Origin of the sequence: Streptomyces sp. GQFP (assembly GCF_021545335.1) — a bacterium.
Lineage (GTDB): Bacteria > Actinomycetota > Actinomycetes > Streptomycetales > Streptomycetaceae > Streptomyces.
Genome location: NZ_CP089312.1, coordinates 2,090,086 through 2,110,209 on the forward strand (window position 1 = coordinate 2,090,086; position 20,124 = coordinate 2,110,209).

At 70.7% G+C, this 20,124-nt stretch carries 12 protein-coding genes; 5 read left to right on the top strand and 7 right to left on the bottom strand.

The window, feature by feature from the left end; genetic code table 11:
* Window positions 1-252: 252 nt before the first annotated feature.
* From LUX31_RS09090 to LUX31_RS09100, 3 genes are all read right to left on the bottom strand, one after another.
* Window positions 253-1,353, bottom strand: coding sequence for a lytic polysaccharide monooxygenase auxiliary activity family 9 protein (locus LUX31_RS09090; protein WP_235479847.1), 1,101 nt, complete (start codon window positions 1,351-1,353; stop codon window positions 253-255).
* 299 nt (window positions 1,354-1,652) lie between these two features.
* A complete protein-coding gene (locus LUX31_RS09095; protein WP_235474275.1) occupies window positions 1,653-3,161 on the bottom strand; it encodes a sensor histidine kinase in 1,509 nt (502 codons plus the stop codon).
* A complete protein-coding gene (locus tag LUX31_RS09100; protein WP_235474276.1) occupies window positions 3,158-3,883 on the bottom strand; it encodes a response regulator transcription factor in 726 nt (241 codons plus the stop codon). Before LUX31_RS09100 ends, LUX31_RS09095 begins: the two co-directional genes overlap by 4 nt.
* A 242-nt stretch (window positions 3,884-4,125) precedes the next feature.
* On the opposite strand from LUX31_RS09100, the gene LUX31_RS09105 reads away from it, so the two are divergent.
* Both LUX31_RS09105 and LUX31_RS09110 read left to right on the top strand, forming a co-directional pair.
* The gene (locus tag LUX31_RS09105; protein WP_235474277.1) at window positions 4,126-7,800 is read left to right on the top strand and encodes a S8 family peptidase; all 3,675 of its coding nucleotides are present in this window, start codon (window positions 4,126-4,128) and stop codon (window positions 7,798-7,800) included.
* A 52-nt stretch (window positions 7,801-7,852) separates the two neighbouring features.
* A complete protein-coding gene (locus tag LUX31_RS09110; protein ID WP_235474278.1) occupies window positions 7,853-8,854 on the top strand; it encodes a helix-turn-helix transcriptional regulator in 1,002 nt (333 codons plus the stop codon).
* Between the two features lie 87 nt (window positions 8,855-8,941).
* Here LUX31_RS09110 and acnA read toward each other — a convergent pair whose 3' ends face one another.
* The 4 genes from acnA to LUX31_RS09130 form a co-directional block, all read right to left on the bottom strand.
* Complete coding sequence (gene acnA, locus LUX31_RS09115; protein ID WP_328285646.1) at window positions 8,942-11,656, bottom strand: aconitate hydratase AcnA; 2,715 nt, start codon at window positions 11,654-11,656, stop codon at window positions 8,942-8,944.
* A 261-nt stretch (window positions 11,657-11,917) separates the two neighbouring features.
* Window positions 11,918-14,635, bottom strand: a complete 2,718-nt coding sequence (locus LUX31_RS09120; protein ID WP_235474280.1) for a DUF6493 family protein — start codon at window positions 14,633-14,635, stop codon at window positions 11,918-11,920.
* On the bottom strand, window positions 14,632-16,116 hold the full coding sequence (locus tag LUX31_RS09125) for an SWIM zinc finger family protein (RefSeq protein ID WP_235479848.1): 1,485 nt from the start codon (window positions 16,114-16,116) through the stop codon (window positions 14,632-14,634). Before LUX31_RS09125 ends, LUX31_RS09120 begins: the two co-directional genes overlap by 4 nt.
* Window positions 16,117-16,457: 341 nt before the next feature.
* On the bottom strand, window positions 16,458-17,309 hold the full coding sequence (locus tag LUX31_RS09130) for a helix-turn-helix transcriptional regulator (RefSeq protein WP_235474281.1): 852 nt from the start codon (window positions 17,307-17,309) through the stop codon (window positions 16,458-16,460).
* Between the two features lie 85 nt (window positions 17,310-17,394).
* On the opposite strand from LUX31_RS09130, the gene LUX31_RS09135 reads away from it, so the two are divergent.
* From LUX31_RS09135 to LUX31_RS09145, 3 genes are all read left to right on the top strand, one after another.
* Window positions 17,395-18,204, top strand: a complete 810-nt coding sequence (locus LUX31_RS09135) for an SDR family NAD(P)-dependent oxidoreductase (protein WP_235474282.1) — start codon at window positions 17,395-17,397, stop codon at window positions 18,202-18,204.
* Window positions 18,205-18,266: 62 nt separating this feature from the next.
* A complete protein-coding gene (locus LUX31_RS09140) occupies window positions 18,267-18,464 on the top strand; it encodes a DUF4236 domain-containing protein (RefSeq protein WP_235474283.1) in 198 nt (65 codons plus the stop codon).
* A 92-nt stretch (window positions 18,465-18,556) separates the two neighbouring features.
* Window positions 18,557-20,086, top strand: coding sequence for a helix-turn-helix domain-containing protein (locus LUX31_RS09145; protein WP_235474284.1), 1,530 nt, complete (start codon window positions 18,557-18,559; stop codon window positions 20,084-20,086).
* Window positions 20,087-20,124 lie beyond the last annotated feature (38 nt).

The window sequence follows — 20,124 nt, forward strand, 5'->3', positions numbered from 1 at the left end:
CATGCGTACGGGCGATCGCGTGCTCTCCTGCAGGAACCGCCGGGGAGCCAACCGGCTTGACGGTGTTGTCCATTGGGGCGATAGAGTGATCTTCGGACCACTGGACAACGTTGTCTCCAGCGTCGTCTCCAGTGCTTGGTCCCGTCCCGAGAACCGCTCCACCCGGGCCTCATCCCCCGTGCCGGCCCGGCTCGCGGACCCGGTGGGTATCGACCACCGGGTCCGCCCTGAGCAGGCCGAAGCCCGACAGGTCTAACCGACCCGACAGGGCAGGGTGGTTGACGTATCACCGCCGGAGCCCTGGACGACGTACCCGAAGGTCGCGGTCCCGCCCGGATCCAGTGAGCCGTTCCAGTTGGCGTTGTGGACCATCACCGCCTGGCCGTTGTAGGTGGGGTTGCCGTTCCAGAGGCTGGCGACCGACTGGCCGGCCGGGAGGGTCCAGTCGACCATCCAGCCGAGCATCGGCACCGTGCCGGAGTTGGTGACGGTCACCTCGGACTGGTAGCCGCCGCTCCAACTGCCCGTCGTACGACGGGAGGCGGTGCACGCGCCGGGCGGGGGCTCGGTGGGCGGGTTGCCCGGGTCCTTGATACCGGTCACCTCGCCGTTGCCGCCGTCGAAGACGACGTCGGAGCAGGAGTAGAAGGTCTCCGCGCTGTCGGAGCGCTGCCACACCATGTAGATGAGGTGGCGGCCCGACTTGTTCGCCGGAAGCTGGCCGGTCCAGGAGTAGTTGGCCTCGACGTTGCCCGGGGTGCCGTTGAGCGGCGGGTGGTCGACGCTCAGGAACGGCTGGGACTCGATCGCGTCCCAGGTGAGCGTCTGGGTCGGGTCGAAGCCGTCCTTGGTGATGTAGACGTAGAACCAACCCGGGTGCGCCGCCCACGCGTTGTACGAGAAGTCGACGGTGGCGCCCGAGGTGAGATGGGTCAACGGCCAGTCGGCGCTGGGGGTGTTGAACCCGGTGAAGTTGGTGTTGCCGCCGCTGCACAGTTCGCCGTCCGGGACGAAGCCCCGGGTGCGGCCGGCGCCGTCCGAGCGGAGCACCGAGAACCAATTGTAGAACGGCGTGGTGCCGCTGACCTGTTGGGCCGTCTTGCAGGCCGGGTTGACCGCCTGGATCTCACCGGTGTCGGTGAGGGCGTCCTGCCAGCACAGGAAGGTACGGCTGCCGGGTTTCATCGGGGTGCCGTGCGCCTCCGCGTCACCGCCCGCCGTGACGACCAGGCCGAGGGCCGGGATCGCGGTGAGCAGGGCCAGGAGGACGAGGAGGAGGGCTCTGCCCCGGGTGGGGAGGGGTAAGCGGGGTGGGGTGCGGGGGGAGGGTGGGGGTAGCGAGGTGGATGTCATGGCCATGTCATGATCTCCTTCAGTCGTACGCGGTACGCCGTACGTCGTGCGGTCCGTACGGAACGTGCGGGTGAAGGGGCGCGCCCGGCGGGGGGTGCGCGAGAGGTGCGATGCGTGTGCGTGGGGAGTGGTGGGGTGGGAGCGGGTCCCGGTTGTGCGGGTTCCGGTCCGCTCGGTGTGGGAGCGCTCCCACCCCACTCTCCTTCGAAGCTAGCGCTGCGCGGGGCGGTTGTAAACGGCTGACGCACAAGGTGCCTTGACGCACGAGAGCCGCATCCGGGTGGATGCGGCTCTCGTGATCAACTCCTGATGGTTGTACGGAGGTCAGGGCGGGTCGGGGTCGGCTGCGGTGCCGGTGTCGCGGTGGGCAGTTCGATCGTGAACTCGGTGTGCCCTGGGGCGCTTTGGACGTCGATGCTGCCTCCGTGGGCCGTCACGATCGCCGTCACGATGGCGAGGCCGAGGCCCGAACCGCCGTCCTGGGGGCTCGTACGGGCGCGGGAGGCGTCGGCGCGGGTGAAGCGTTCGAAGACCGACGGGAGCAGGTGCGGCGGGATGCCGGGGCCGTCGTCGCGTACGCGGATGACGCAGCGCTCGTCCACGACCTCGATCGAGGCCATCACCGTCGTACCGGCGGGTGTGTGCACCCGGGCGTTGGCCAGCAGGTTGGCGACCACCTGGTGCAGCCTGGCCTCGTCGCCGGAGACCAGCGCCGGGGAGTCGAGGAGCAGCGCCAGCTGCCAGTTGTGGTGCTCGCCGGCGGCCCGCGCGTCCCACACCGACTCGGCGACCACCGCCGCGAGGTCCACCTCGGCCGACTGCAACGGCCGCCCCTCGTCGAGCCGGGCGAGCAGCAGCAGGTCCTCCACCAGCCCGGTCATCCGCGCCGACTCCGCCGACACCCGCCGCCAGGCCATCGCGGGCTCGATCCGCTGCGTACCCCGGTTCATGAGTTCGGCGTATCCGGCGATCGAGGCGAGCGGGGTACGGAGTTCATGGCTGGCGTCGGCCAGGAAGCGCCGCATGCGTTCCTCGCCGGCCTGGCGTTCGGCGAGGGACGACTCGACGTGGTCGATCATCCGGTTGAGGGCGGCGCCGACCTGGCCCGCCTCGCTGCCCGGGTCGGTGTCGCGTTCCGGGACGCGGGTGAGGCCGACGACCGCGCCCCGGCCCAGCGGCGCCCGCGAGACCTCGACCGCGGTGGCCGCGACCCGGCCCAGGGGCCGCAGTTGACGTCGTATGACGACCGCGCAGAGGCAGCCCGCGATCGTCAGTCCGACCGCCGCCACCACGGCCTCGACGACGACCAGGCCCCGGATCATGTTCTGGACGTCGTCCATGGGCAGCCCGGTCAGCACCCGGACGCCGTTGTCCGAGGTGCCGCCGATCGCCGTGATCCGGTAGGTGCCGAGGCCCGGCACGGTACGGGTGTGCATCCTGCCGTCGGCCCTGATGCCGGCCAACGCCTTCCGCTGGGCGGAGTCGAGGTCCTGCGGCGCCGCGTCCTGGGCGACGACCTGGGCGGTGAGCAGCTTGCCGTCGGCGGAGAGGCGGGCGGCCAGGGTTCCGGCGGGCTGGCCGTTCTCGTTGAGGAAGCCGAGGTCGGTGTCCGTCTCGGGGTGGAGCGCGGCGCCGCCCTGGCTGCGGGCGACGGCGTTGGCGACGCGGTCGTCGAGGCTGCCCAGCAGGTATCTCTGCTGGGCGAAGATGGTCGTGACCGCCATGGCGCCGCACACGGCGGCCAGGGTGACGCCGATGAAGAACAGCAGGCGGGTCCGCAGTGAGCGCCCGCGCAGTCGTACGGTCATCTCCCGTCCTCCCCCGCCCGGATCGCGTACCCGAGTCCGCGCACGGTGTGGATCATCGGGGCCCTGCCCTTGTCGATCTTGCGGCGCAGGCTGGAGATGTAGACCTCGACGAGGTTGTCGCCGCTGTCGAAGCAGCTGGTCCAGACGTGGTCGAGGATCTGGCTCTTGCTGAGCACCTGGCGCGGATGGCCCATCAGCAGGCTGAGCAGGTCGAACTCCTTGGCGGTGAGCTGGACGGGCGTGCCGTCGCGGTGCACCTCGCGGGTCTCCTCGGTGATCACGAGGTCGCCGAGGACGCGTACGGAGTCGTCGGTGCGGGTCTGTTCGGCGCCGCAGCGGCGGAGCAGTCCACGCAGCCGCAGGACTACCTCCTCCAGGGAGAACGGCTTGGTGACGTAGTCGTCGGCGCCCGCCTCCAGGCCGTCGAGCCGGTGTTCGAGAGCGTCGCGGGCGGTGAGCATGAGCACGGGCAGGCGCGGGCTCTCGTAGCGCAGCCTGCGCAGCACCTGGAGGCCGTCGAGGTCCGGCAGCATGCCGTCGAGGACGACGGCATGCGGGGCCGAGGAGCGGGCGACGCGCAGCGCGCTCTCGCCGTCGAAGGCCGGGTAGGGCCGCCAGCCCGCCTCGGTGGCGGCGACGCACAGCAGTTCCGTGAGCGCCGGTTCGTCGTCGACGATCAGCACACGGACATGACCGCCGCGAACCCCAGAAGTGCCAGACATGTCCTGATCGTGTCCCGGTTTCCTGGGGGAATCCTGTGTTCAACCTGGGCGACGGCCGTGGGACGCCCTCCCGGTGGCATCGGATGCGGTCAACTGCCTTGACCGAAGGCGGCATTGGCACTCCCCGGCCACCCGAATCCCTTGAGCCCCTTTGTCTGCGGCGACCACTCTGATCACTGGCTTCCGCTCACCAGGCCGGAAGCGTTCTCAGAGTTCGAGCGTTCAGGGGAGGACCTCCACCCATGCGAAGACTCCATGCCCTCTGGGCCGTGGCAGGCGCGGCCGGGCTGGTCGCGGGTGCGATCGCGCCCGCGGCGGCCGGACCGGTGTCTCCGGTCACCACCACGCCCAAGAGCACCGGCACCGTTGCCGTCCCGGCGCAGACGGTCACCCTCATCACCGGCGACACCGTCTCCCTCACCACGGGAGCGGACGGCAAGAACGCCGTCGACGTCCGGCGCGGCACGGGCCGCGAGGCCGCCACCTTCCTGTCCAGCGAGAAGAACGGCGAGGTCAGCGTCCTGCCGACGGATGCGATCCCGCTGATCCAGGCGGGCCGTCTCGACCCGGCCCTGTTCAACGTCACCCAGCTCGTCAAGCAGGGCTACTCGGACGCGAGGACCGGCGCCACCCCTGTCATCGCGACGTACAGCAAGGGCAGCGCGACCCCCGAGGGCGCGCGCCGGACGCTCGCGCTGCCCGGGATCGACGGCGCCGCGCTGAGCGCGAAGAAGTCCAGCGCCTTCTGGACGGACATCGCCCCGGCCCTCGGCACCGAGCCCACCGCGAAGGCCGCGAAGCAGCTCGGCGAGGGCATCGACAAGCTCTGGCTGGACGCCCAGGTGAAGGCGTCCCTCGATGTGAGTGTCCCGCAGATCGGCGCGCCCGAGGTGTGGCAGGCGGGCTACGACGGGAAGGGCGTCAAGGTCGCCGTCCTGGACACGGGCGTGGACACCGGACACCCGGACCTCGCGGGGAAGATCGCGGAGTCGACGAGTTTCGTGCCGGACCAGGCGGTGCAGGACGGCCACGGTCACGGCACTCATGTGGCGTCCACGATCGTCGGTTCGGGCGCGGCCTCGGACGGCAGGCTCAAGGGTGTCGCCCCGGGCGCGGAGCTGCTGGTCGGCAAGGTGCTGGGCAACGACGGTCGCGGCCAGTCCTCCTGGATCATCGCGGGCATGGAGTGGGCGGCGCACTCCGGTGCGAAGATCGTCTCCATGTCGCTGGGCGGTACGGCGACCGGCGCGTCCGACGTGCTCAGTGAGACCGTCGACGAGCTGTCCGCCTCCACCGGCGCCCTCTTCGTGGTCGCGTCGGGCAACGCGGGCCCCTACGAGCAGTCGGTCGGCACCCCGGGCATCGCCGACTCGGCGCTGACGGTGGGCGCGGTCGACAAGTCCGACAAGCTCGCGTCGTTCTCCAGCCGTGGCCCGCGCCTCGGTGACTTCGCGGTCAAGCCGGAGATCACCGCGCCGGGCGTGGGCATCGTGGCGGCCCGTGCGGCAGGCACCACCATGGGTACGCCGGTCGACGCCGACTACACGGCGGCGAACGGTACGTCGATGGCGACCCCGCATGTCGCGGGTGCGGCGGCACTGGTCGCGCAGGCCCATCCGGACTGGACGGGCGAGCAGCTCAAGCAGTCCCTGGCCAGCACGGCGAAGACGAACGACGTCAACTCCGTGTTCGAGCAGGGCGACGGCCGGGTCGATGTCGCACGGGCGGCCGGGCAGGGCGTGTTCGCGACGTCGGCGCTGAGCTTCGGCAAGTTCGAGGACGGCGACACGGGAGTCGTCGGCAAGGACATCACGTACACCAACACCACTGACAAGGCGGTGGAGTTGACGGTCTCGTCCAGCCTCGCCGCAGCCGCCCCTGGCGTCGGTACGGTCACCGTCCCCGCCAAGGGCACCGCCACGGTCCCGGTCTCGGTCGACCCGGCCGCGCAGGCCCAGGGCCGGTACACGGGCCACGTCACGGCGACCGCCGACGGCATCGAGGTCACCACGGCCGTCGGCTTCGAGAAGGCGCCGAAGACGTACGACCTCAAGGTCTCCCTCCTGGCCCGCGACGGCAAGGCGCCCACCGGGGGCTCGATCTACACGCTCATGGAGCTGAACCGCGCCTACCCCGACGAGTACGGCTTCCTCGGAAGCGGCTGGACCTGGCAGGTCCCGGCCGGCACCTACGCCATCTCGACCTGGATCCCCGACCGTGACGCGGGCGGGACGGCCGTCGGCACCTCGGTCGTCTCCAGCCCCGAGATCAAGGTGGGCGGGGACACGGAGGTCGTCCTCGACGCCCGCAAGGCGGTGGAGATCAAGCCGAAGACCAAGCAGAACTCCGAGTTCAAGGGCTTCAGCACCAATGTGCACCGCGAGGGGCCGGGCAACGGCTGGGGCCTCACCTACAGCCAGGGCTTCTGGACCGACCACGTCTATGTGGCGCCGACCCCCGAGGTCACCATCGGAAGCCTGGAGTTCTCCGCCAAGTTCCGGCTGTACGAGAAGGAGTTGACGGCGAGCGTCACCAGCCCGGAGAAGACCGAGCTGTCCTCGCTCTACTACTCCCAGACGTACGAGGACTTCCCGTTGAAGATCAGCGGTGACCACAAGGTCCGGGCGGTGGACGCGGGCGGCGGTACCGAGGCCGACTTCGCGGGGCTCGACGTCAAGGGCAAGGTGGCGGTGGTCAGGATCGGCGCCACGGACCGCGCACAGAGTGCCCTGGACAACGCGACCAAGGCGGGCGCCGGTTACCTCATCGTGTACCGCGACAAGCCCGGTTTCTGGATCGAGGCCGTGGACCGCGCGACCACCGTCCCGCTGATGATCGCCACCGGCGAGGAGGGCGCCAAGCTCACCTCCCTGCTGAAGACCGGCAAGAAGGTCACGCTCAAGCTGAGCGGCACACCGGTCAGCCCGTACGTCTACAACGTGCTCGTCGCGCAGAGCGGTTCCATCTCCGCGGACCAGACGTACAGCCTGGACAAGTCCAACACGGTGAAGCGGCACGCCCGTTACTACGGGGCGACGGCCGGCGAGATCGGCGCGGACGCCCTGTACACCTTCCGCCCCTGGCAGCTCTTCGGCATCGAGAGCAGCGTGTACACGGAGCTGGGCACGGAACGCGACGAGTACTACTACGTCGACCCGGACACCCGTACCTGGCACGTCGTCTATCCCAACTGGAACACGTACAGGGGCCAGTGGAGCCCGCTGCGGACCTTCACCGAGCCGGGTACGGAGAAGGGCACCGAGAACTGGCTGCGGCAGGTCATCCGCCCGGGCACCAGTGAGGAGTACGGCCACTCCGAGCGCACCGGCGACAAACTCACCATGTCGGTGGCGGAGTTGACCGACTCCACGCCGGGCCACTACGGCTACATCGACGGCACCGACAGCACCGCGAAGGGCAAGCTCTACGCGGACGGGCAGTTGGTCGGCGACTCGACGTTCGGCGGGTACGGCATCTTCGACGTCCCGGCGGACAAGGCCTCCTACCGCTTCGAGCTGGATGTGCAGCGGCGGGCGGAGTGGGCCAAGTACTCCACGAGCACGCACACCGAGTGGACCTTCGCCTCGGCGCACACCGAGGCCGCGACGGCACTGCCGCTGCTCACGGTCGGTATCGCCCCGAAGGGCCTCGACCTCCTCAACCGGGCTGAGCGCAAGGGGGAGTTGGAGGTCGCGCTGCCCGTCGCCAACCAGCTGGGAAGCGTGCAGGCGAGCAGTCTGAAGGCCTGGGTCTCCTTTGACGACGGCACCTCCTGGAAGGAAGTGAAGGTCAGCGGCGGCAAGGCACGGTTCAGGGCCGCGAAGGGCGCCGAGTCGGTGTCGCTGCGGGTACGGGCCGCCGACCGGGCAGGCAACGGCATCGACCAGACCGTGCTGCGGGCGTTCGGCCTGAAGTAACTCCCGTCGCCTGTGCATCAGCCTTAACAAGGATCCTCTAGCGTGCCGAGTCATGGTGAACACGGCATATGACACGGCAAGACAGACCCCTGCCGCGAGCCCATGGTCCGCGGTGGGGGTCTCCGCCTTCGACGAGCGGGTGTACCAGTCGGTCCTCCATCAGCCCGACGCGGGCGCGGCCGGCTGGGCGCTGCTGACCGGCGCCTCTCCGGGCCGGGTCCGCGAGTCCTGCAACCGGCTGCTCGCGCTCGGTCTGCTCCAGCCGCCGGACTCCATGGGCGGGTTACGCGCGGTCGACCCGAGGGTGGCGATCCGCGCGCTGATCCGGCAGCGGGAGACGGAGTCCGAACTGCTCGCCGCCACCGCCGAGGAGATGGCCGCCTCCTACGAGGCCGGGCTGCTGCGGGAGGAGCCGTCCCGCCTGGTCGAGGTGGTCTCCGGGGAGGGCGCCAACGCGGCCCGCCTGGAGGAGCTGTACGCGCGCGCCGAGCACGAGGTGTGCGTCTTCGACACTCCCCCGTATCTGGCCCCGCGCACCCCGCAGTTGGACCTCCAGTCCGATCTCCTCAGCCGGGGGATCGTGTACCGCACGGTGTACGCGGCGACCGCCCTGGAGGATCCCGACGTCCTCTTCCACGCCTGGAAGATGGTCGAACTCGGCGAGCAGGCCCGGGTGTTGCCCTCGGTGCCGGTCAAGATGCTGGTGGTCGACGGGCGTCGGGCGATGCTTCCGCTGACCGCGTCCGACTCGGGCGGCTACTGCGCGGCGGTCGTACGGCACTCGGCGGTGACCGAGGCCCTGCAGAAGCTCTTCGACCTGGCCTGGCAGCAGGCGACACCACTCGGCCAGGGGGTCGGCGAGGGTGAACTCTCCGAGGGCGAGCGGACGTTGACCCGGCTGCTGGCGGCCGGCATGAAGGACGAGGCGGTGGCCCGCCATCTGGGGGTGAGCCTCAGGACCCTGCGGCGCCGGGTGAGTGACCTGCAGGACCGGCTGGGTGCGGCGAGCCGGTTCCAGCTGGGGGTACGGGCGGCACAGCGGGGCTGGGTGTAACGGGTGTAGGGGTACGCGCACATGCGAAGGGCCGCACCCCCCTTGTTCCTTGGCGGGGAGTGCGGCCCAACTGCCGTACCGGATCGGCTACTTGGTGATCAGGCTGCGCAGCACGTACTGCAGGATGCCGCCGTTGCGGTAGTAGTCGGCCTCACCGGGGGTGTCGATGCGGACGACCGCGTCGAACTCCACACCGGTGTCGGTGGTGACCTTGACCGTGCTCGGGGTGGTGCCGTCGTTCAGCTCGGTGATGCCGGCGATGGAGAAGGTCTCCTCGCCGGTCAGCCCGAGGGACTCGGCGGACTGGCCCGCCGGGTACTGGAGCGGGATGACGCCCATGCCGATGAGGTTCGAGCGGTGGATGCGCTCGTACGACTCGGCGACGACGGCCTTGACGCCGAGGAGCGCGGTGCCCTTGGCGGCCCAGTCGCGGGACGAGCCGGAGCCGTACTCCTTGCCGGCCAGGATGACCAGCGGGACGCCCTGCTCGATGTAGTTGCGGGAGGCGTCGTAGATGAAGGAGACCGGCCCGCCGTCCTGCGTGAAGTCGCGGGTGTAGCCGCCCTCGGTGCCGGGCGCGATCTGGTTGCGCAGGCGGATGTTGGCGAACGTACCGCGGATCATGACTTCGTGGTTGCCACGGCGCGAGCCGTAGCTGTTGAAGTCACGACGCTCGACACCGTGCTCGGTGAGGTACTTGCCACCGGGGGTGTCGGCCTTGATCGCGCCGGCCGGGGAGATGTGGTCGGTGGTGACCGAGTCGCCGAGCTTGGCGAGGACGCGGGCGCCGGCGATGTCCGAGACCGGGGTGGTCTCCATCGTCATGCCCTCGAAGTACGGGGGCTTGCGGACGTACGTCGACTGCGCGTCCCACTCGAAGGTGTTGCCCTCGGGGATCGGCAGCGCCTGCCACTGGGCGTCGCCCGCGAAGACGTCCTGGTAGGACTTGTTGAACATGTCCTCGCCGATGGCGTTCGCCACGACGTCGTTGACCTCGGCCTCGGAGGGCCAGATGTCGGCCAGGAAGACCGGCTTGCCCTCCTGGTCCACACCGAGCGCGTCACGCGTGATGTCGACCTTCATGGAACCCGCGAGGGCGTACGCGACGACCAGCGGCGGGGACGCCAGGTAGTTCATCTTGACGTCGGGGTTGATCCTGCCCTCGAAGTTGCGGTTGCCGGAGAGCACCGAGGTCACGGCCAGGTCGTGGTCGTTGACGGCCTTGGAGACCTCCTCCGGCAGCGGTCCTGAGTTGCCGATGCAGGTGGTGCAGCCGTAGCCGACGAGGTTGAAGCCGACCTTGTCGAGGTAGGGGGTGAGCCCCGCCTTGTCGAAGTAGTCGGTGACGACCTTGGAGCCCGGGGCGAGGGTGGTCTTGACCCACGGCTTGCGGGTCAGCCCCTTCTCCACGGCCTTCTTCGCGACGAGCGCGGCGGCGACCATGACGTACGGGTTCGAGGTGTTGGTGCAGGAGGTGATGGCCGCGACCGTCACCGCGCCGTGGTCGATCTCGTAGGTCGAGCCGTCGGCGGCGGTCACGGTGACCGGGTTGGTCGGCACGCCGTTGCTGGTGGCCGGGGAGTCGGAGGCCGGGAAGGACTCCTTGCCCGCCTCGTCGTCGTCGGCGACGTAGTTGCGTACGTCGGACTTGAACTGCTCGGCGGCGTTCGCGAGGACGATCCGGTCCTGCGGGCGCTTCGGGCCGGCGATCGACGGGACGACCGTCGACAGGTCCAGCTCCAGCTTCTCGGAGAAGTCGGGCTCGGCGGCCGGGTCCAGCCAGAGGCCCTGCGCCTTGGCGTACGCCTCGACGAGCGCGAGCTGCTGGGCGTCGCGGCCCGTCAGCTTCAGGTACTTGATGGTCTCGCCGTCGATCGGGAAGATCGCGGCGGTGGAGCCGAACTCCGGCGACATGTTGCCGATGGTGGCGCGGTTCGCGAGGGAGGTGGCGGCCACGCCCTCGCCGTAGAACTCGACGAACTTGCCGACGACACCGTGCTTGCGGAGCATCTCGGTGATCGTGAGCACGAGGTCGGTGGCGGTGGTGCCGGGGGTCAGCTCACCGGTGAGCTTGAAGCCGACGACGCGCGGGATGAGCATCGAGACGGGCTGGCCCAGCATCGCGGCCTCGGCCTCGATACCGCCGACGCCCCATCCCAGAACACCGAGGCCGTTGACCATGGTGGTGTGGGAGTCGGTGCCGACCAGGGTGTCGGGGTACGCCTGCCCGTTACGGACCATGACGGTCCGGGCGAGGTGCTCGATGTTGACCTGGTGGACGATGCCGGTGCCGGGCGGGACGACCTTGAACTCGTCGAAGGCGGTCTGGCCCCAGCGCAGGAACTGGTAGCGCTCCTTGTTGCGGCCGTACTCCAGCTCGACGTTCTGCGCGAAGGCGTCGTTGGTGCCGAACTTGTCGGCGATGACGGAGTGGTCGATGACCAGCTCGGCGGGGGCGAGGGGGTTGATCTTCGCCGGGTCGCCGCCGAGCTCCTTGACAGCCTCACGCATGGTGGCGAGGTCCACGACACAGGGCACGCCGGTGAAGTCCTGCATGATCACGCGGGCCGGCGTGAACTGGATCTCCTGGCTGGGCTGCGCCTGCGAGTCCCAGCCACCGAGGGCCCGGATGTGGTCGGCGGTGATGTTCGCGCCGTCCTCGGTACGGAGCAGGTTCTCCAGCAGCACCTTCAGGCTGTACGGAAGGCGAGCCGAGCCTTCCACCTTGTCCAGCCGGAAGATCTCGTACGACTCGTCGCCCACGCTGAGCGTGCTACGGGCGTCGAAGCTGTTCGCCGACACGACAGTCTCCTTCATTGATGTGCGCGTTCCACCGCATCCTGCCGCCACGCCTACTTGGCCGATCCGCTAAAGTAAGGCTAAGTTAGGTAAGCCTTACCGCTGGACCGACAGTGGAGTGGGCCGCGGTACGCCCGGCAGATATCTCGATGTCGAGATAACTCTAGTACATGGGTGGCGGATGGTCATGCCCGGCCGCCGTGTGATGTGCCCGACCGTACGGCGGCCACCGCGCGGTGATGTCCCGCGCGGTGGCCGGGCCGGTCAGCCCAGTACGTCGCGCAGCAACCGCGCGTTCTTCACCACCTGGCTCGATCCGGTGCGTGCGGCGGCCGTCGTGACCTCGGGTATCTCGCCCTTCGCCGCGCAGCGGGAGGCGCAGTCGATGCCGAGGGCGAGCAGGGCTCCGGTGCCCCGGACGACGGGGTCGCGCAGCAGGAGGGGCAGGGCGGCTTCGAGGACCGACCAGATCGTGGCGTACGCGCCGGTCTCGGCAGCCGTGCGCAGGGACGCGGTCACCCGGTTCGCCTCGACCCACGTGGCGCGCAGCATGTCGCCCAGTCGGCGGCCGAGCAGGCCGGTGTCCAGCTGGCCCCGTCCGGCGAGCACGAGGAGCGCGTCCACCGCCGCGTCGCGCTCGCCCTGCTGGTCGTACGCGAGGGTGGACGCCAGGGCCGTGTGCAGCGCGAATCCCGCCGGGCCGCCGGACTCCGCGGCGAACGGCAGGGCGCGGGCCCAGCCCCGCATGGACGCGCGGTACCTGAAGTAGTCGCGGGCCAGGACGAGTTCGCGGTGGTGGGGCAGCTGGGCGAGCCAGAAGGGGACCATCGGGTCGTAGAGGCCGTTGTTCTCGTGTGGCCCGATCAGGGCCTCGGCTGCCGGGAGCAGCGGGGGGCCGGGGACCGGCTCGGGGTGGATGTGCTTCACCAGCTCCGACGGGTGCTTGCCCGAGTCGGCGTCGTCCTCGGGGGCGGAGTCCCGGTGCGGCAGCCCGCCCTCGCGCAGCCACTGGGCGAGCCGCCGCCCGGCGTCGGATCCCAGCTTCCCGGCCGCGTCCAGCACCTTCTCGTCGGCGGTCGGGGTGACGCGCAGCAGCGCCTGGGCCAGGTCGACGGGCTCGGGTGTGATGCCGAGCCCGTCGAGCGCCGAGATCCGCCGGACGAGTTCGGCGGCGTCCAGCGCTCCCGTGGCGTCGGTCGGCACGGCCAGCAGGAAGGGCTGTGTGCCGGCCTCGATGATGTCGATCACCTCGGCCAGACGCGCCCGCAACAGTTCCCCGGCCGGGGAGGAGTGGCCGGACCTGTAGCGGGAGGCGAAGTGGCGCTGCCTCGGCTCGTCGCCCCGCAGCGCCCTGGCAACGTCGTACGCGTCGGCCTGAGTGACGTCGACGGCGTCGCGGGGTTCCTTGCGCATGACCGGCTTCAGCGCCTGGGCCAGCGTGGCCCGGTCGAGGTGGGCGTGGCGGACCAGGCCGTCCAGGACCCGCTCGAACGTCACCACGTCCTTGGGGTTCGCGACGGCCGCCGCGAGTTCCTCGGCGACCTCGACGGCGGTCTCGATGGGCCCGGGCACCGGGCGGGGCTCGGGCACGACGGGCAGCGTGTCGGCGTACTGGTCGGTGAGGCGGTCCGGTGCGGTGCCGAGGAGTTCGGCGGCGCGGCCCGCGAGGGCGGGGTTGATCCGTGCGGCGGCCGTACGCAGCTCGGGCAGGACGGAGTCGCCCGCGGCCTTGAGGTGCCGGGCGATCACGGCGAGGGCACGCTCCTGGAGGTCGACCTCCCGGTGGTCGAGGGCCGTCGCCGCGTCGAGCACGGTACGCGCGGCGCGCGCGGGGTCCTTCCGGGCCGCGCGGTCGAGCCGGGTGAGCTGGGCGCGGACCAGTTTCTTCTCCGGGCGGAGCAGGACCCGTTCGCACATCTCGGTGAGTACGTCGGGCTCCAGCAGCCCGGCCTCGTCCAGGCCGAGCAGGACTTCATGGGCGTAGGTGGCCACCGGCATCGACAGGTCGAGCAGTGCCACGTGGTCCCGGAGGGCGGGGGCGTTCTCGGCCGGGGTGAGGGCGAGGGCGCGGAGGTACTCGATCGGCGGCGCGGTCTCGTCGCGCGTGCCGTCCTGGAGCAGTTGGGCGACCAACGGCTCGGCGAGCGCGACGCGTTCGCGGGTTGTGGAGGCGTGTTCCGCCGGGGTGAGGGCGAGTTGGGTGAGCGCGACAGCGGCGTCCCGCCCCCAGGCGGCGGAAGGGGCCAGGTCGGTGAAGACGCGCCGGACCAGCGCGGCACGGTCCACCAGGCCCTCCTTGGAGAAGGTGATGAACACGCCCAGCCTGGTGTCCTCCATGATGTACGCCAGGCCTCTGCGGTTGAGCATGTGGCGGAACGAGCCCGCGCCGAAGCGCACGCCCGGTCGCTCCAGCACCAGGGGGAGGAGCAGCGGCGTCAGATCGTCCGCGCGCAGCCGCTCCAGGAAGGTGGCGCCGGGCCGGGGCCCGCCGCGCAGATGTTCGGGATGCGTCCAGGTGCTGTCGCGCCAGCGCAGCCAGTTGTCGATGAACCCGTCGGTGGTCGGGACGGGGCAGCCCGTGTCGAGGACGAGGTGTTCGACGAGGTCGGACCTGAGGCCCTGCCCAGGGGTCAACCGCTCGGCGAGTTGTGCGGCCAGCTCGGCCCGCCAGGCGACGGGGTAAAGATTCACGACGTCGAGCACCCAGACGCCGTCGAGGGGCAGCCGAACCGCGTGCCTGTCGTTCTCGGGCAGCACGATCCAGTCGGCCGCGTCCGCAGGGTCGGTCCGGCAGCCGAACTCGGCGGCGAGCTGAGCGGCCTTCCCCTCCTCCGTGACGCCATGGAACCAGCCGGCCCGCAGCGCCGCACGCCGCGCCTCCAACGCCTCGGCCTGCGCCGCGCGCTCGTCCGGGGTCAGAGCGGCGAGCTCGCGGAGCACGGCCTCGACGTCACCTGTTTCGGCGAGGTGGACGAGGTTCATCGGGGGGTCTCCGATCGTGCGGGGGTCGTTGTGGCTGTTGGCGAAGGTGAGGGTGGGCCGGAAGCCGACCCCACGGCGGAAACCGACCCCACGGCTTCCACGGCAGCTTCCGCTTCCGTGTCCGCCGCCCGGCCCCGCGCGATGCCCGCCGCGAGCACGTGCTTGCACGGGCCGCGTCCGCCCCGGTACTTCGCCCACCAGAAGCAGGTGCAGCTCAGTTGGCCCGACTCGTCGTCGGTGCGGACCACGTGGGCGTCGTCGCCCCTTCCTACGCGGGTCAGGGGGCCTTCGAGCCGTACCGCGCCGTCCGCGACCAGCGCTCGTGCGCCGCGCAGCCGGGGGTTGCGGGTCTCGGCGGCGGCCGCGCGGTAGGGGAGGTGGCGGTGGAAGTACGCCTCGTCGGCGAGGTCGTAGCCGATCTGGCCGGATGTGCCCAGCATCGTGAGCGCGGCGCGTACCCGGTCGGCGGGCAGGCCTGCCTGCGCCGACAGTTCGGTGACGTCGATCCTCGGCTCCCAGGCCAGCAGTTCGGCAACCCGTTCCGCGTCCGCCGTCGAGGGTCCGGTGGCGAGGTCGTTCAGCACTCCGCCCTCGCCGGAGAAGCCGCGCGAGGCGCTCTGGGAGAGCATCAACGTCAGCCGCATGCCCGGCAGTTCGACCTCCCAGGCGGCGGCGGTCGTCCCGTCCGGGGAGTCGACGGCGTCCGGGGCGTACACCCGTACGGTCGTCGCGTGCCGCAGGACCGTACGGAGGGTCAGCAGCCGCTCGGGGCCGGGCAGGCACACCGCACCGGGCGCCGGCCTGGTCGTGGGGCGCAGGGTGCGGCCCGCGGGCACGACCCAGCGGGTCGTACGGGCGTCCGACCGCTGGGTCGGCCGGGGCAGCGCCCGCAGCAGGGCGGCCGCCTCCACGGCGGGCACCTCGGCGCGAAGCGCGAAGCCCGCCGCAAGCACCTGGGCCTCGGCGAACCCGCGCAGCCAGCGCTCCGGCAGCGGGACCTTCTTCTCCACGAACTCGCCGTCGAAGGTCTTGACGGTCAACTCCTCGGGCCCGACGGCCAGATGGAGGGGGTCGAGCCCACCGAGCCCGGCCAGCGCCCGCCGCAGCGGCAGGTTGACGTCCACGTTCGTGGTGCCGTGGCCGACGTCGTCACCGTCGAGGCCGGGGGCGAGGACGTCGAGGCGGGCGTACACACCGCAGCAGCCGGAGAAGGACTCGAGCCGCAGCCGGTCGCCGTCGGCCGTCACCACCGGGTCGAGCGAGTTGTTGGCGCCCGGCCGGTAGTAGCGGGCGGCGGCCACGTCGGCGACCGCGAGCAGCGCCGTCGCCGCGGCGATCGGCGCGGTCAGGAACCCGCTGAAGAACCGGGGGTTGGCCGCCTCTCCTGCCGGGGTGGCACCACCGGAGGTCTCCAACGCGAGGGTGCGTCCGGCCGTGGTCTCGCGCACGGCCGAGGGCCGTAAGTAGGAGTAGGTCTGCATGAGTTGGGTCACGCGCACACGCTACGGCCGGGTACTGACACCGGGCCGCGGGGAAGCCCCCTGCCTCCGGCCACTCGGGCAACCGGCCGTGTCCGGAGGGGCACCCCGGCGACCGGATCAGCAAGTCGCCCCGGCCTGCGACGGTGTTCGCCGTGGCCGGACATCCGACCGCGGTGCTGAGCGGACCCGGTGAAGTCGACTGCGGTCCGGCGACGCGGCCAAGGGGCCCGGGGCTGTGTTGAATTTGCGGTTGAACTTGCGGCTACCGCCGCGTGGGCGCGACCAGCCACGACGGTGCCGCAGCCGAAAGACAACCCGTCACGGCACATCCGGCGGAGCGCTCAGCGCCGGTATTCGCCCGCCTCGGCTCCCAGCACGTTCAGCAGCGCCAGCGCCTCCGCGCCAGGGGAACCCAACGGCGCGCTGTAGAGCACGAGATGCTGGTCGCGGTCCGTGAGCGCGAGTCTGTCGCAGTCGACGGTGACCTCCCCGACGACCGGGTGACGGAAGGTCTTCGTGAGCATCGGCACGGCCTGTACGTCGTGCCGCTCCCAGAGCCGGGCGAAGTCCGGGCTGCCGTCGCGGAGTTCGTCGACGAGGCCGGTCACCCCGGGATCGGAGGGGTACCGGGCGAGGGTGGTGCGGAGTTCCATGACGACGTTGTGCCGGAACTCGGCGGCGTCGGAGATCCCGTACAGCGGTGTGTCGGGTCGCGTCGGTCCGAGGAACGCCCGGCGCGCGAGATTGCGGTCCCTGGGGGCGAGTTGGGCGAAGTCCTCCATGAGCGCGGCCGCGAGGTCGTTCCACGCGAGCACCTCGAACGCCGCGGAGACGACGAACCCGGCCGTCTGCGGCAGCCGTTCGAGGAGCGCGAGGACGCTCGGGCGGACGTCGCGCCGGTGCAGCCGGGTGCGGATCGGCGCGGTGCCCGCGAGGACGTGGAGGTGGTCGGACTCGGCGTCGGTGAGCCGCAGCGCGCCCGCGATCCCGGCGAGGACCTCGCCCGACGGCCGTGGCGCCCTGCCCTGTTCGAGCCGGACGTAGTACTCCGTGGAGATGTGCGCGAGGACCGCTGCCTCCTCACGGCGCAACCCCGGTGTCCGGCGTCGCGGTCCGGAGGGGAGGCCGACGTCCTCCGGCCGCAGCCGCTCGCGCCGGCTGCGGAGGAACGCCCCGAGTTCCTGCTTGTCCATACTCCGAGTCTGCACGCAGATCGGCGCCGGATCCTGGTACCGCTTGTGCCTGTATCCGGCGCCTCGGGCCGCGCACGCTGTTGGCATGACAACCGACAACAACAACACCAGCCCCGCCCCCACCTTCACCTCCACCCCGATCGGCCTGCTCACCGGCAAGGTCGTGCTCATCACCGGCGCCAGCCGTGGCATCGGGGCGGCCGCGGCCCGGCTCTTCGCCGCCGAGGGCGCCGCCGTCGTACTCGCCGCCCGCAGCACCAAGGCCCTCGACGACCTCGTCACCGAGATCCGCGCCGAAGGCGGCCGCGCCGACGCCGTCCCCCTGGACCTCGCCGACCGTACGAGCGTCCACGCGGCCGTCGACCGCGTGGAGGAACTGCACGGACGGCTCGACGGCGCCTTCAACAACGGCGCGACAATCCAGCAGCCCGGCCCGCTCGACACCACGAGCGACGACGACATCGACGAGCAGTTCGCCGTGAACTTCCGCTCGCACTGGACGGCCATGAACGCCGAGGCCGCACTCATGCGACGCGGCGGTGGCGGAGCGATCGTCAACACGTCCAGCATCGGCAGCCGCCGAGCTAACCCCGCCCTCCCCGCGTACGGCGCCATGAAGCGCGCGCTCAACAGCATCACCGAGACCGCGGCCGTGACCTGGGGCCCTGAGGGCATCCGGGTGAACGGCATCACCCCCGGCGGCACCGCCACGGAGATGATCGACGCGTGGGAGGCGGCCACCCCGGGCATCGTCGAGCGCATCACCACGTCGATCCCGCTCGGCCGCATGGCCGAGCCCCGCGAGGTGGCCGAGGTCGCCACCTGGCTGCTCAGCGACCGCGCCTCGATGGTGACGGGCGCGATCGTGCCGGTCGACGGCGGCGCGGGTGCCTGAAGGCAGGCGTCCGAAAGGGGCGTTGTGGCCATCACCGCGCCGATCCGGGGTACCCGACCCCTATGCCTCTCACATTCCGAAAGAGTTTCCGCATCCTCCCGGGCCTCCGGCTGAACATCAACAGGCGCTCCTGGTCGTTCACGTCCGGCGGCGAACACGGGCCGCGGCGCACCCACAGCAGCACGGGACGCCGTACGACCTCGATGGACCTGCCCGGACCGTTCGGCTGGCGCCGCACGCGCACCAAGAAGCGCCACTGACGACCGTTCGGGAACCAGCAACAACTGACGATCCGTCACCCGCACGGAGTCCCCAGGAGGCGCCATCTCATATCTGAGATAGCCTCAACCCCATGGCAGACGACTACCTCGTACGTATCGGCAAGCTCATCCGTGACGCCAGGCAGCATCGGGGCTGGACACAGACGCATCTCGCCGACGCACTCGGCACCAGCCAGAGCGCCGTCAATCGCATCGAACGCGGCAATCAAAACATCAGCCTTGAGATGATCGCCCGAATCGGTGAAGCACTCGACAGCGAGATCGTCTCCCTGGGGTACGCGGGTCCGATGCATCTGCGGGTGGTCGGCGGTCGCCGCCTCTCCGGCTCAATCGACGTCAAGACCAGCAAGAACGCGTGTGTCGCGCTGCTGTGCGCCTCGCTGCTCAACAGGGGGCGCACGGTGCTGCGCCGGGTCGCCCGCATCGAGGAGGTGTACCGCCTCCTGGAGGTACTCGGCTCGATCGGCGTACGCACGCGGTGGATCAACGACGGCGTCGACCTGGAGATCGTGCCGCCGGCCGAGCTGGACATGGAGGCCATCGACGCCGAGGCGGCCCGCCGTACGCGCTCGATCATCATGTTCCTCGGCCCGCTGCTGCACCGTATGGACCGTTTCCAGCTGCCGTACGCCGGTGGCTGCGACCTCGGTACGCGGACCATCGAGCCGCACATGATCGCGCTGCGCCGGTTCGGGCTAGACATCGCGGCGACCGAAGGGCTCTACCACGCCCAGGTCGACCGGTCGGTCTCCCCCGGCCGCCCGATCGTGCTGACCGAGCGCGGGGACACCGTCACCGAGAACGCGCTGCTCGCCGCCGCCCGGCACGAGGGCGTGACCGTCATCCGTAACGCGTCCTCCAACTACATGGTCCAGGACCTGTGCTTCTTCCTGGAGGCGCTGGGCGTACGGGTCGAGGGCATCGGCACCACGACGCTCACCGTGCACGGCGTACCGACCATCGACGTGGACGTCGACTACTCGCCCTCCGAGGACCCGGTCGAGGCGATGAGCCTGCTCGCGGCGGCGGTCGTCACCGAGTCCGAACTGACCGTGTGCCGGGTGCCGATCGAGTTCCTGGAGATCGAGCTGGCGGTCCTGGAGGAGATGGGGCTCGACCACGACCGTACGCCCGAGTACGTCGCCGACAACGGCCGTACGCGGCTGGTCGACCTGACGGTCCGGCCCTCCAAACTGGAGGCGCCGATCGACAAGATCCACCCGATGCCGTTCCCTGGCCTGAACATCGACAACGTGCCGTTCTTCGCGGCCATCGCGGCATCGGCCCAGGGCAAGACCCTCATCCACGACTGGGTCTACGACAACCGCGCGATCTACCTCACCGACCTGAACCGCCTCGGCGGACGCCTCCAACTCCTCGACCCGCACCGGGTCCTGGTGGAGGGCCCGACCCGCTGGCGAGCGGCCGAGATGATGTGCCCGCCCGCACTGCGACCGGCGGTGGTGGTCCTGCTGGCGATGATGGCGGCCGACGGCACGTCCGTACTGCGGAACGTGTACGTCATCAACCGGGGGTACGAGGATCTGGCGGAGCGGTTGAACTCGGTGGGGGCGCAGATCGAGATCTTCCGGGACATCTGACGGTTTCCCGAGAAGGCGCTGCCACCGAGTGTGGCAGC